The organism is Psychroserpens sp. NJDZ02 (genome assembly GCF_004843725.1).
GTDB lineage: Bacteria > Bacteroidota > Bacteroidia > Flavobacteriales > Flavobacteriaceae > Olleya.
In genome coordinates this window covers 3106308-3120771 of sequence record NZ_CP039451.1, presented here as the reverse complement: position 1 = coordinate 3120771, position 14464 = coordinate 3106308, and the positions used below count along the sequence as shown (strand labels likewise).

The following is a 14464-nucleotide window of genomic DNA, read 5'->3' as shown; positions in this document are numbered from 1 at the left end:
ATTATTTATTATTAGAATATGATAGTGGTAATTTAAATGTAAAATTACTTCCTTTTCCTATTTCGCTTTGCACTTCAATGGTTCCTCCTAGTTTTTCAACCAAATTTTTACAGATAGACAATCCAAGCCCTGTTCCTTCTTGTTTACTATTGGACCCTGTTTCAAGTTGAGCAAAAGGTATAAATAATTTATTAATATCTTTTGATTGTATACCAATTCCTTGATCGACAATTTGTGTCACAAGCAACTGATTTACTACTGCAACTTTTATAATAATTGTACCTTCATTTGAAAACTTAATAGCGTTAGAGAGTAAATTTAATAATACTTGCTCTACTCTTCCTTGATCACTATCAAGTATCACTTCCATTTCTGAAATATGCGTTGTTAACGTTAGTCCTTTTCCTGAGACTTGGGGTAACAAAAATGCCGTAATTTTTTCTAAAGATTCTAAATAATTAAACGGATTAAAAGTCACCTTTAATTTACCTGCTTCTATTTTAGAAATATCCAAAACGTCATTTATCAAACGTAGTAAATGCTCTCCACTGTTTTTAACCATTTTAATTTGCTTTTTTTGCTCGTTATTTAATGGTCCTGCCAATTCTTTTAATAAGATTCCTGTAAAGCCTATAATAGAATTCATTGGTGTTCTTAACTCATGTGACATAGTTGCTAAAAAGGCTGATTTCATTAAGTCTGCAGATTGCGCTTTAATCTTTTCTTTTTCTAAATCTGATGTTCTAGATCTTACTAACTGTTCTAAATTATTTCTGTATTTTTCTAATTCCATTTCTGAATTTTTACGATCAGAAATATCAACAAGTGTCCCTATATAACCATATAATTTATTGTTAAGATCATACAAACTAGTTGTTCTAGCAGACAACCATAATGTTTCCCCGTTTTTATTTAATAGCTTAAAGTCTGAAATCAAATCCGTCTCTGTAGCAACTGCTTGTTTCCACTCTTCCATAACGCGGTCTTGATCCTGTGGATGTATTGCATTTGACCATCCAAAACCTAAAGACTCATTAAATGTTTGACCAGAATATTTTAACCATTCTTCATTCACATAATTACACACACCATCTTTATCTGATTGATAAATGGCAACTGGTGCGTGAGATGATAATCGTTTAAATAATTGTTCGCTATTTATTAACTTTTCTTCGGCTATCTTACTGTCTGTAACATCTTGTATCAAAGATAATACTGTTTCTACTTTACCATCGCTAGATTGTAAAACAGAATTATACCACTGGCAATAAATAACCTTACCTTCTTTAGTGTTATTGCGGTTAATAATCGTATTGCTTTTAACTTTACCGCTCCTTAATTGCTCAGAAATAACATCTGTAGAAGGGATGTCTTCTTTATAAACTAAATTTAAATCAATCAATTGTTTCCCTATCGCTTCTGACGCGTCCCAACCAAATATTTTTTTAGCCTGTTCAGACCAACTGCTAATAACAAAATCCTTATCCCACTCTACAATAGCTAAAGGTGAATTATTTAAATGTGTTGTAAGACGTTGATGCGCCATCCTAATTTCTTCATCTACTTTTTTACTTTCAGTAAGATCTCTGATGACTCCTATTATAAATTTAGCACCACTACTATCTATAAATCGTGTTTTTTTTGTAGAAATAATTCGAATATCGTCCTTATTTGTATTCAAATTTATAGTTTCTTCCGTAATACTTTCAATACCTGTCAGCAGCAATTCCTTTTCATTATCCAACACTCTTTTTCTGGCATCCGTGGACCTATTTCCCAAGAGTGTTTTTCCTATAACATCAGCCTTAGACAAACCAAAAATGGAACAAAACACATCATTAACAAGTATTAATTGACTCTTATCATCTTTAACAAAAACAGGATCTCCAATAGCATTAATAATATTATTTAAATACTTTTCGCTCTTGATTAATTTTTGTTCTGCCACCCTACGTTCTGTGATATCCATAAGCATTCCTACATAACCATATAACTGATTATTAACATCGTACAAACCTGTCGTTTTTGCAGATAAATAGGTTTCCTTACCATTTTTATGAAGAAATCTATAATCCAATATAAACTCCGATTCTGTAGCAACAGACTTCTGCCATTCAGAAATAACTCGCTCTTTATCTTCTGGATGTATAGCCTCTGACCATCCAAAATCTAAGGCTTCAGCAAAAGTAAGCCCAGAAAATCGCATCCATTCTTCATTAACATAGTTACAAGCACCTTCTTTGTCTGTTTGAAAAATGGCTACTGGTGCATTGGAAGATAGTCGTCTAAATAATTGTTCACTTTTTATTAATTTTGCTTCTGCTTCTTTACGCTCTGTAATATCAAGAGCCATTCCAATATACCCATACAACTTGTTGTCGGCATCGTAAGTTCCTACCGTTTTTACCGATACCCACGTTACCTTTTGATTTTTATGTAAAAATCTAAATTCCGTTTCAAGTTCATTCTCTTCTGACAACATGTATTTCTCCCACTCCACTACAATCCGTTCTTTATCGTCTGGATGTACTGTTGTTGCCCATCCATAACCCATAGCGTCTTGATACGATAGTCCTGCATAATCAGCCCATCTTTGATTTACATAATTACAAGACCCCTCGGTATTTGTTTGAAAAATCCCTGCTGGGGCTTTAGACGTTAATCGCTTAAATAACTGTTCACTTTTTATTAATTTCTGTTCAGCCTCTTTACGTGTTGTAATATCCTTTGCAACAACACCTAATGCTATTGGCTTATTTGTTGTAGTATCTCTAATTAAAAAACCAGACATTTCAATAGGAATAAAATCTCCCGTGATAAAATTTTTAAAGTTTGTCTCTCCGCTCCATCTATTATTTTCAAAAATACTAGGCATATGTTCATTTGCAATTATATCCCTATACGCTTCAGGAAAAAACTGAGCAATAGACTCTGGCATTTTTTCATCCTTTTCTAAACCCATTAATTGCCTACCACTCGTGTTTAAATAGAGAGGATCACCTTCTAATGTCGCTAAGCCAATAAAATCATTATTAGTTTCTATCAAGGACAATAACATTTGACTATTAGCGTCTGCTTTTTTCTCTTTTGTAATATTTCGTATCGTACCAATTACAAACTTAGCGCCTTGATCATCAATAAATCTAACTTTTTTAGTAGAAATTATTTGCTTTTCATGTCCTTCTAATGCAAAACTTTCTTCTGATAAATTTTCAACGCCGGTTTCAAGTACTTTTTTATCGATAGCTATAAATTTCTCCCAATCTTCCGAAAACACATCATGAGGCATAGACTTTTTTAAAAGTTGATCTCTAGAAATTTTAAACATTTTACAAAAAGCATCATTAATAATAAGCATCCTACTTTGATCATCTTTTACAAAAACAGGATCTCCAATATTATTAATTATATTTTCTAAGTTTTTTTCGCTTTTATCTAAAAGTGCTTCTGTTTTTTTTAGAGCAGTAATATCATTAAAATAAATCGCTATTCCTGCAGGAGATGGATATATTTTATTCTCAAACCATTTCTCTAAAGGCTCATAATAATCATTAAAGTAGACTGTTTCCTGAGTTTCAAAAGCTTTATAATACGCTTTATAAAAAGACTGCCCTACCCCTTCAGGGAACTCCGTCCAAATATGTTTACCTATTAACATCTCTGGCGTTTTTCCTAAAAATTTTGCTGCGCTTTTATTTATATAGGTGTAACACCAATTAGTATCTAAAGAAATAAAGCCATCAGAAATACTATCTAATGTGTTCTCTAATTGAAATGTTATTTTTTTTTCACTTAAAATCTCTAGATATTTTTTTTTATAATTTAAAACCGAAAAAATATCCTGATTATAAGACTCTGCGTTAGGTGTATATATTTCCCTTTTAGAAATATCTTCTACAACAGCTATGTAGGCCATAACTTGATTCTGGTTATTTTTAATACTCGCAAAAAACATGGACGCCTTAAAACGCGTTTGATCTTTATGCTTGTAAACTACAATATTCTCTTTTTTTATTTCACCTTGGGATAGATCTTTAAAAAGCCCCTTGTATTTATCATGACACTCTTCTGGCCAAAAAGGAAAAGGAACATTAGCTCCTATAATTTCATCCTTATCAAAACCTGTGATTTGACTTATAGCGGTATTCCCTATTATTATTTCCCCTTCAAGGTTAATAATCAATAAACCATCTTGCAATGACTCTATAAAACTGCGTGAAAAACCATATATTTCTTGTAGTTCTTTTATTAAGTGATTGTTCAATTTACTCATAAAAAGATAACGTTTTTCATTTTACATTGGTTATTAGTCTGCAACCAAAGCCCACTTTTACTAACAGGGAAACGGTTTAAAAGGAAAAAGATAATTTAATTAAATCAATAAACCGAATTAATCATAAACATTACGCTTAAAAAACGACTTACTACTACGTGAATATCCTCATGTAGATTTGCCAATTGATTAAACGCTGCATTTTGCTTGTCTTATTCCTTAATGTATTATGACATTCGATTTATTTTCACAAAATAAACCCCAATTGCAAAACTTATCAATACACCTATAGCCAAAACGACAAATGCCCTATATTTTTTTTCCTTATAACTTATGCTTTTTCCAAATTCATTAAAATCTCTAACTGTTTAAAACGGCCTAATTCATTTGTATTAATTTCGAAATCTTTAATTATTCTCATTTTCAAGTTAGATGTATTACACACATATAAATAGTGTTTATCCTTAAAAAAATAATAGACATCTATTTTTACAGAAAATTGGCCTTTTCCGCCATCGCATCCCCTAATAACATCTACTATAGAACCAAAAAACTCAAGACCTTCTCTATTGCTAATATTTTGGATTTCCTGGTTTTCAATCCATAACTTATCATCATAAGCATATGCTAATTTCAAATTTTTGATAGGAGATCTATGATTTTTATTGGCTACAAACTTATTTTTATTATTTAAAAAATAAATAGTTTTATCATCAACATACATTTCACGGTTACCTAAATAATTGTAAGTACCAATAACAGGATAGTAAAGTGCCTCCCTATTAAGTGTGGTAATAGGACTAAAGACTTTATCCATATAATTATAGCCGTAATTCTGAATCCCGTCTATATAACGCGCACCTTCCTTCCTTAAACTGTCTACCTTTTTTACAAAAGAAACATCCATTGCTCCCCATTTAAGGATAGCATCAGTTAAATTATTATAAATTTTACCTTTTACAGATATAAACTGTTTGTATTTATTAATAAACTTAGCTTCTAAAGGTACAAATTTGACAGTCCCTATACCTTCAAATGTTTTACCTCCGGATAAATACACCCAAATATATCCGTCTTTTGTATCTATCGATAAATTACCATCATACTGTTCTATCGTTGCATTTTTAAAACCTTTAAAAGCCTTAAATTTTGATAGTAATGTTGTGTGATTTGTGGTGTTAAAATGATGATCTATTGTATAAAGAGTATCCTCATCATATAACACATCAAAATAAATAAACCTATCTTCCGTTTTGACAAATTGCGTACTTTTAGGATCTAAGGAAGGAATGACGTTAAACGTAAAATCATCTGAAGAAAAAAGATACACCTTTTTATCATTTTTAAAAAGAACTTTACCACGCTTAGAGTTCTCTATTTCTTCTAAATTTAAGGGTACATTTTCCAATCTTTTTTTTATAACATCTTCAGAGTAACTTTTAACTGTTATATAATTCCAACGACCTGCAACACATACAAAATTAGTTCCAATTACTTCTTGCACTTGATTTAAACTACCCAATTTATTAACGCCGTAATTTTTTACTTCATCTATTTTTTTCTCTAACAAGAAATAACCGTCATCGGTTTTAAATAAAATAACCTCATCATCTTCATTAACAATAGCAAAGCCTTCAGCCTTAATATTAGCAATTATAAGTGTTTTTTGAGACACATAACTTACACCATTAGGGTCTTTTATAGTATGCTGAAACACCAGTTGATTTCCCTGTTTATATAACTTATAATTTTGAGGTGTATGATAACGATAACACTCGCTTGCTTTTACATTAAAACTAACGTTGCATATAATTACATAAATTAAGAATAGTTTAAATTTCATATTTTTTTATTGGCCTAACAATTTAATGCTAGCAGAAGGTTATATCATAATACACAGCCTAACCTACCATCCTATTTTACGTTGTTTTTATTAGTTGTGTTAATTATTATTCTAATTAAAGGCATGTGTCGTTTTATTCGCTTTTTTTTAAGACTTATAATGTAGCAATCTTCGTTTTTAACAACTTTCAAAATACTATTTACACAAAAAACACGAGATAGACAGACTTCCAATGTCATGATTAATAAAGCATGATAACATCATTTTTTACTGAAGTATAATTTGGCAATACCCGAATTAAGCATCTCTATATCCATATTATTACTTTTCATCTAAAGTAACGTTTAAGTATGCTGTTATTATGAAAAGCACTCAAATTATTTCGAAATCAATCGTAATTCTAAATTAACTTTTGTGTTAACATTTTGACCATTTTTTACACCAGCCGATAATAAATTTTGAAAATCTAAAATACTAGCTGCTATAGCTTTTTCGATATCCTGAGCCTCATTTGTTTCCTTTGAAGAAATTCTGCGATTATTCTTATATACATTATACTTCGCTTTTGTATTAATATTACTAATTTGACCTGTCTTATCTATAATAAATTCGATTAAAAAACTGGTATCCTCTGCCGCTTTTGAAAAATCTATATAGTAAATTATATTGGAATCAAATAATGAGTGTAAACAATCGATGCCACAACTATCGTCATATTCTAGTCTTTTTAATTTTGGAAGTTTATCTAAATCATTTAAAGTAAAGACATCATTAACGGCCTTATGGTTTATTTCTATATCTGGAACTTTAATAGATTCTGATTTTAGTTTTAAATTAGAATCCCTGTAATTTTCTACTTTTTCTAACTGAAACATCACATTACTAAACAGGAAAAAGCAGTTATGCTCTTTTATTAAAATGGGATAATAATGATTATCAATAACCACCTCGTTAAAATCATTTAGCATAAATTGCTTCCCCTCTAAAAATCCAAAAGTCTTAGGCTTGTTACTTGAAAAAGTTTGATTGACTTTAAAGTTTAAAATTAAATCATTCACATCTTCATTCATCCCTGCCCTTTCATCATTATCAAGACTTCTTCCTACATGACTTATATAAGTCCAATCAACCACTTTCCATTTTCCTTCAAGTGTAATATCGCTATCATCTTGAGCTTTACAAGATATAATTAATGGCAAGCCAATCAGTATAAAAATTAAATATTTAAAATTTGGCATTAGTCTATTTTGGTCATTATTCATTCAATTATTAATTATCTGTAGTGCGTGCGTATAAATTTATTTTATAGCTAAGCTGTCCTTTTTTATTATATTTATAGAGCCAAACACCCGAATTCCCTTCAATTTCATCCCGCATTTCATAGGTATAAGGAAGTCCTTTTTTAGTATAAGACGTTAGGTACGAATAGACATGCTTGTCGTCTCTGTAAAGCTTAGATTTAAGCTCTTGACCTTGTTTATTATAGTAATACAGGTGTTTAGACAAGGGCTCCTCACGTCCGGTCTCCTCCGTATCTAACAATCCATTTTTGTAAGTTGCTATATACTTAATAATTACCATTTTTCAAAATCACTTTACTTAACTGGCTATTAGCATCATATTGATAATGTGTTTGGCTAGAATCTTTTCTTTTCTTATCAATCTCAATTTTATTTATCAGCTCATTATTAGTATTGTAGTAATATTTAGTTTCGATAGTTTGTTGATTATACCGATTACTATTTTTCCTTATCGGAACCACAAACATTCTGTCTGTTATTTTAGAACACCGTATTTTATTCCCATATTTATCCCTACTTGTAGTTATAAACGTACTATCTATCTGATTACTATCGATAACTTGAGTCATTATTTTTAGGCTATCGGAAGGATAAGTATACCTATATTCTGTTAATTGAGGAGCTATAGACATAGCACTTTCCAAATAATCATATTTGCGTAGTAATGAATCATTGCTGCTATAGGTATAACCCGTTTCATGATAAAAATGCAATGTCCCTTTTTCGTTATTGAAGATGGACTCTTTTAGTAACTGACCTGAATTTGAGTATTTATAGCGTGTTATTCTCCCTAAAACATGACGGTCCGTTTCTAAATCATAAGCCGCTTTTATCATTTTTGGTTTTAATTTTGCATAAGCTACTAATGGTTTTTGACGGTCATCAACGTTTAAGGTATTATCCTTAACAGCACCACAAGAAAGGGCTATTACAGACCAAACCAAAATTAGAAATCGTTTCATATTATTAAAAGTATACTATATTTATGTAAGCTTTTGTTATAAGCCTGCCACAATATTAGCTAAAGTTTTACAAATTACTAAAAAGCATTTAATAATCTTTTTCTATTGACATCCTCTCATAAACTCCCAGCATTAAATTTAAGCTATGCGACAGATCTTTACAAACCACCCAATACTCATGTCCGCTTTTAGAAGAATTAATGTTAGGAGACAACATCGTACTTGGTAAAGCCATGCTAAAGCTGTAAGTTCACTCTTGTCACTCCCATTTTTAAATATAAATAGGGTTCAAAAGGTCCTAAACACGCATTATCTTAGCTTTTTTTTGTAATCTATTAAAATCAATGATTAAGATTATCACAGCTTTTTATTTTGACCTCTTAATTTCTACTTTTGATTTAATACTTACTTTCCAATACAGAAAGTGTTATACCTTACTGTCATTGAGATAACAAAGAATGAGTTGTATTAAAGCTGTACTACTTTAGTTGATATAAATTGTATTTTACTAATTAATAACTTTATAGGATTCAAAAGTACAATATCTCATAGGATTAAATTTTAAACTTTATCTATAAAGAATCCCTATCCACTCCATAAAATAACACATCTTCTTTTTCTATTAAAGGGTCGTACCAATCCGCTTTATCTTTGACCCACTGAAGCCAGTCTTGTAGCACAAATGAAAGTTTGTTGTTTTGTATTGCATCCGATTCGATAACTTGAATATATTTTCTTAGATCCATAGACTTTTGCCAACGACTAGAATGATTTAATACTTCTTTAAAAGCCATCAGCTCCTTTTCCTTATTAGCTTTTAATTCTTCGTTAATCTTTTGTTTTAACTTATACTCTTTCTCTCTAATATCTCTTTCAATACGTTTATTTATATCTCTTTTAGCTCGCAATTCAAAATAAGCCAAAATATCAGGTAACTTATCTTCCAAAAGTTGATTATTTGTATCTACCCACGAGTGTCCATATAAGTCATCTAACTTAAACATTAACTTACCAGAAGGATAGTATTTAGCCGAATTATAATCGGAATCTTTATCTATGATTCTATAATCGGGTTCACGAATTCTTATATCATAAGATTCACCTAATATTAAAAGCTTTGTCCCATTTTGACCTATATATTTATTATCTGTAACAACTAATAAAACATGGCCTCTTGCTCTAATAAGTTTTATAAAAGTATCTGCAAATAGATATGCTCTTTTTCTAAGCGCTTTCGAAACTTTGATAGAAAACACACCTTCTTTTGGTACTGGTACTTTTCCTGGATACTTAATTTTTAAAACTGCTGAATAGTACTTTTTTGTTCTAACTATTAATGGATCCGTTCTAATGAAATTTTTAGGAACATAAAACGGCAATGTTCTATCTTTTTTAAGTTCTTTTATAAGTGTATTCCGTTCAATTATTAATTGAGACTTTATGGATAAAGAAATATCACTGTAACTCTTACCTAAGTTCGGTAAAGGAGGTGCAACTACCTCTTTATTATTTTTTATATTTTGCCAATGTCCTGTTTTAGGTAACGGAATATCATTTTTAATACAAATATTTCTAAGTTTACTATTAGTTAAAGAATGAACTTTAATTATTTCAGAAATTGGCTTAGACCAAACTAATTTATATAATTCAAACCGAGTGAATGTTTTAGTGTTATTCAAATTTTTGTAATGTCTTTATCTTTATTATTAATCATAATATTCCTGTCAATCAATAAAACTCATTTAACTTCACTAATCATGATAATCTTGTTTGAAAATCTTTAAATATATTCAAAACCAAAAGCGTTCAACAAATCACCACTATTCGTCATTTCTAAATTAGCCATTATTTTTTCATAATCACGAACTTTGTAAAAAACACCTTTTTCAGTAAAGCCATATTCTACTTCACAACCTCTCGCACTACATTTATACTTAAAACCTTTTTTAGCATTTGTAGTAATATTAGCTGGATTCTTTACACAACATCTAACACAGGCCTCATATTGTTCAAAATGAGTCTTACCTAATATTTTTAATTGTTTTTCTATTTCTTTTAAAGAATTAATTTGTCTAGCTCGAATATCTGTACGACTATTTAATTCCTGATTTTGTTTAATTAAAACAGTATCTAATTCTTTTAATTCATGGTTATTCAATTTGCGTTTTAACCATAAATCAATTTTATTTCCAACTCCATTATCTATTACTAATGATGTGCTCTTTTTTAACCAAGTATTTAAAACACTAAATTTAGAAATGGATTGAGAATCTAATTTAAACAAATAAGCATTTGTATACAATTCTAAAACATGCTTAAATAAAATTTTTGCTATGTTCTCTTCACTATTAATAGCTGTAGGTGATATTTTAATAATATCATTTCTTTCTTCTGAACCTACTAAGGTCAAATAAAAGGTATTCTCACTTTCTTTTGGATATATATTAAAATTGTCTGTAGTTGAAGGAACGGGTACAAAGGAGAGTGTTCTGTTTTCATTAAAAAAAACATTAATAGTTTGCTTTTCATTCTTAACTAATCTGATTATAACATTAGGTATTGTATTATTTTTGAGTATAATAGAAGAATTATTTTTTGTTTGTAAATTAATAAAGCCCAATTGATATAAAGCTCTTAAAAAAAGAACCCAAGAATAATCTGCAAAGGACTTAACTAGGTCTTGATTCTCTTTTGATTTTCGTGAATAATCAACAACATCATGTGTATGAAATTTATCCCATAAAACTTTAACAAACCTATAGTGCTGATGATTATCAAAAAGATTTGTTCTTTTTAGCTTTTGAGATATTGAAATACTTTGTCTAGAATTATTTATATATAAATCACTTTTTAGTAATCCAAACAATCGCATTTGAATAGACGAAATAAAAACTTTGATTTTTTCAACCTTAATTCTACTTGCATCAATTGAAGCAACAGCTTTTCCTAATTTTTTATAATCATTATCCAGTTTTTTATACCAATATTTTTTTTTACCCGAATTACTTCTTGATTTTATAATTTGTTCAATATTCTCTATAAAGCTATCAATAACGTCAATTTCATTAACCATTCTTTGAGAAAAATAAACTAATAATTTATCAATAAAACGAACAGTAACCTGATTTTCATAAATTTCTAAATCATAATCGATAATCTCTGTTAAAACCTTTCTCGGTTCTACAGAGCGTATTTTTCTTCTAGACCAATCTTCTGTATGTGCCGCTAAATAATTAATAGCTTTTACAGGAATTCGTTTTGCTCGAGATACATTTAGCTTTGTTATTTCTCTTTTCAAATGATAGGAAGGTTGACGACACACTTCTTCTATATGAAAAAGTTTAGTTTGAATAAATAATTCAAATTCAGAAATTTCTAATCTCTCATCAAAATTTCTTAATAAAATATTTATCTCACTTAAAAGTAATAGATCATCCTTATATTTAATCTCTTCCGAAACATCCAATAAAGAATGCTTTATTAAGGAACTAATAGTATCATTAAGTAACGTGTTTTCTTGAAAAAGTATTTTTCTCTTATTTGATTCAATATTTAATTCTCCTTCAAGAGATTTATATGGCACTAAAAAATCTTGTTTCTTAATCTCGCATCCATTCAATTGATTAGCTGCATTATCCGATGTAAAGATATATCTGCCTAAAACAATTGGGGTCTTAATCTTTGAAACATGAATTTCTTTATTTAATATTCTATCAAATACAATCATCTTAGTTAAAACGGCTTAATTCTTTATTTACAATTTTCAATGACTTTTTTGCAAAACCATTAAACTTATCATTAAAATTAAGATCTAATTCATCCTTCATTTCCTTTAAAGTAGGTTCTTGCAAATCATATCTACCTTTTATGGATCTTAATATTTTAGATGCAATGATATGATCAAGTGCATCTGCTATACTACCATCTAAAGCTATAAAAACAGGTGTAAACAGTTCAATTTGCTTTTGCAGTCTATTTCCCCATCCAATTCCTAACTTATTACATATCGTTTTAAAATCTCCATTTAAATACCCCTCGACATTGTCATCAATAAATTTGGAATCTTTCATAAAACCCAAAAAGGCATCATTAGATATCTGAACTTTAGATTTATCAATACTTTTAATTTCAAAAGGTTTATTATTAATAGGCATCTCTAAAATATTTGCTCTATCATAAGTTTTTGGAGCAAACTGTAAAGTAGTTTCGTCATGATTTGCAGTACCAATAAACCATACGTTTTGAGGTATTTTTAATCCGATATCACCTTCGCTAAGCTCTAACATTAGTTTAGGAATATCTTTAACTTTATCACTTACTGTTAGAATTTGTTTATCCGGATTTGTCTCTTCCATTATGGAAAGCATATCTGCAAAATAATGTTCTGGATGTGATAGATTCATTTCATCAAGAATAATAAAAAACGGTTTATTACTATATTTTGGAGTTCCAGCTTTATACAATAATTTCAAGAATTTACCTTCGTAATATTTCTTTTCGAATGTGTTATAATACCCTATTAAATCTTGGCGATCTTTCCATCCAGATTGCACTTCTACAATGCCATAATTTCCTCCAATAGATTCAGCAAACGCTTTGGGTAAACTTGTTTTCCCAGTACCACTAATTCCTTGTAAAATTGAAAAACGACTCATTGACAAACCTGCAATAAAAGAGCGTAACGTATTTCTATCATAATACAACTCATTAACAGTAACCTGAGCTATAGCTTGCTGTATATTATTTATCCATCCTTTGCTAATTGTATTTTGAAGTGCTTTGAAAGGTTCTTCACTAAATTTCTTATCCATATCGGAGCAAGACACAAAAGTCACTTTATCTTCTGATTCTTTGGTTAAATCATTAACTTCATACTTAAGCTCTTCCAATGCAGCTTGCTGTAATTTAATTCTTAACTCTAACTCTTCTTTTTGAAACTCTAGTCTTTCCTTTTCACCAATTTGAAGCTTTTGGTTTTCATACCTGGATTTATATTCGCTTAATTGTGCATTAATTTCACCTATTTTGTTTTGCCAATCGTTCTTTTCTTTTTGTAACCTTTTTAAGTCGTCCATATTAATACTACCTGGACTTGTTTCAAGTTTCTCTCTTAATTCAAATATTGTTTTTTCTTGGTCTCTTAATTTAGAAACTACATCTTCAGCACTTTTGTCTCCCAAATACTGTAACTCCTCTTTTAAAGAGTGAAGACTATTCTGTAAAGCATTATTCTTATCTGTTAAATTAATGATTTGTTGATTTAAATCTTCAATTTCTTCTTTTACTTGTTTTTTTGCTTTATCTGTTAAATAGATTTTATCATCTTCAAAATCTTCAATTTGGTAATTTAATTCCTTTTGTTTTTTATCTAAAAGTCTTTTACTTGATTCTAATTCATTTGAAAGTTTAACAAGTTTATTCTCTTTTTCATTGAATCTATCTTTAAAAACTTCTTCTAACTCCGATTTTTTATTGCTTATTAGTTTTTTAATTTCCGTTTCTTGATCTAGTTTTTTGGTTTCTAAATCTGATAAAAGTGTAATGTATTCAGTATGCTTCGTATTTAGTTCTGTGATTTTATTTGATAGAACTTCTTCTTGCTTTTTTAATTGCTCGTCATAATTGTCTAACAGTTTTTTATCGATAACACTCGCCCAACCACCATCTATTCTTAACTGATTAATTTCTATTAATTCTTCGTTATATTTATCCAGTTGCTCTTTTAAATCAGTTTTTAATTTTACTGCTCCTTCTTTTTCTTTGTTTAGTTGGCTTTGTTCTTCTTTTAATTTTTCTTTTAACTTCTCGTATTCGGTTTTTCTTTTTTCTAATACTTTTTCAATTTGTAAAGCATTATGATATAAATCTTTTGCGGATTTATAAGTAGGATTAGAATTATCCTCTTCCATTATATCTATTTGTGCAATTTCATCAGGAGTAACCTCATTGTTAATGATAATCTCCTCTAATTTACTCTCTAAATTATCAGCTGTTTGTTTATCACTTTCGGCATTATTTTGTGAACTGTTATTTGTAGATTTCTTTTTGTTTTTATTTCTTTTTGCCATTTTTATGTCTTTTAATA

Annotated in this window: 8 protein-coding genes; all 8 read right to left on the bottom strand. The window is 29.3% G+C overall.

Going from position 1 to position 14464, the window contains the following annotated elements:
- Position 1: 1 nt before the first annotated feature.
- Positions 2 to 4273 carry a PAS domain S-box protein gene (locus E9099_RS13675; protein ID WP_136584111.1) on the bottom strand — a complete coding sequence of 1424 codons (4272 nt, stop codon included), beginning with the start codon at positions 4271 to 4273 and terminating at the stop codon, positions 2 to 4.
- Between the two features lie 331 nt (positions 4274 to 4604).
- On the bottom strand, positions 4605 to 6116 hold the full coding sequence (locus E9099_RS13670) for a hypothetical protein (RefSeq protein ID WP_136584110.1): 1512 nt from the start codon (positions 6114 to 6116) through the stop codon (positions 4605 to 4607).
- A 377-nt stretch (positions 6117 to 6493) separates the two neighbouring features.
- Positions 6494 to 7354: a hypothetical protein gene (locus E9099_RS13665; RefSeq protein WP_136584109.1), complete on the bottom strand. Its 861-nt coding sequence runs from the start codon at positions 7352 to 7354 to the stop codon at positions 6494 to 6496.
- A 31-nt stretch (positions 7355 to 7385) separates the two neighbouring features.
- The gene (locus tag E9099_RS13660; RefSeq protein WP_136584108.1) at positions 7386 to 7697 is read right to left on the bottom strand and encodes a hypothetical protein; all 312 of its coding nucleotides are present in this window, start codon (positions 7695 to 7697) and stop codon (positions 7386 to 7388) included.
- Positions 7684 to 8379: a hypothetical protein gene (locus E9099_RS13655; protein WP_136584107.1), complete on the bottom strand. Its 696-nt coding sequence runs from the start codon at positions 8377 to 8379 to the stop codon at positions 7684 to 7686. Before E9099_RS13655 ends, E9099_RS13660 begins: the two co-directional genes overlap by 14 nt.
- Positions 8380 to 8951: 572 nt before the next feature.
- Positions 8952 to 10058, bottom strand: coding sequence for a hypothetical protein (locus E9099_RS13650; protein ID WP_136584106.1), 1107 nt, complete (start codon positions 10056 to 10058; stop codon positions 8952 to 8954).
- A 101-nt stretch (positions 10059 to 10159) separates the two neighbouring features.
- The gene (locus E9099_RS13645) at positions 10160 to 12106 is read right to left on the bottom strand and encodes a hypothetical protein (protein WP_136584105.1); all 1947 of its coding nucleotides are present in this window, start codon (positions 12104 to 12106) and stop codon (positions 10160 to 10162) included.
- Position 12107: 1 nt separating this feature from the next.
- Complete coding sequence (locus E9099_RS13640; RefSeq protein ID WP_136584104.1) at positions 12108 to 14447, bottom strand: AAA family ATPase; 2340 nt, start codon at positions 14445 to 14447, stop codon at positions 12108 to 12110.
- Positions 14448 to 14464 lie beyond the last annotated feature (17 nt).

What these genes read in the sequence shown, in the direction of transcription:
- E9099_RS13675 (WP_136584111.1), bottom strand. Translation starts at nt 4,273, where the DNA reads ATGAGTAAATTGAACAATCACTTAATAAAAGAACTACAAGAAATATAT.
- E9099_RS13670 (WP_136584110.1), bottom strand. Translation starts at nt 6,116, where the DNA reads ATGAAATTTAAACTATTCTTAATTTATGTAATTATATGCAACGTTAGT.
- E9099_RS13665 (WP_136584109.1), bottom strand. Translation starts at nt 7,354, where the DNA reads ATGCCAAATTTTAAATATTTAATTTTTATACTGATTGGCTTGCCATTA.
- E9099_RS13660 (WP_136584108.1), bottom strand. Translation starts at nt 7,697, where the DNA reads ATGGTAATTATTAAGTATATAGCAACTTACAAAAATGGATTGTTAGAT.
- E9099_RS13655 (WP_136584107.1), bottom strand. Translation starts at nt 8,379, where the DNA reads ATGAAACGATTTCTAATTTTGGTTTGGTCTGTAATAGCCCTTTCTTGT.
- E9099_RS13645 (WP_136584105.1), bottom strand. Translation starts at nt 12,106, where the DNA reads ATGATTGTATTTGATAGAATATTAAATAAAGAAATTCATGTTTCAAAG.
- E9099_RS13640 (WP_136584104.1), bottom strand. Translation starts at nt 14,447, where the DNA reads ATGGCAAAAAGAAATAAAAACAAAAAGAAATCTACAAATAACAGTTCA.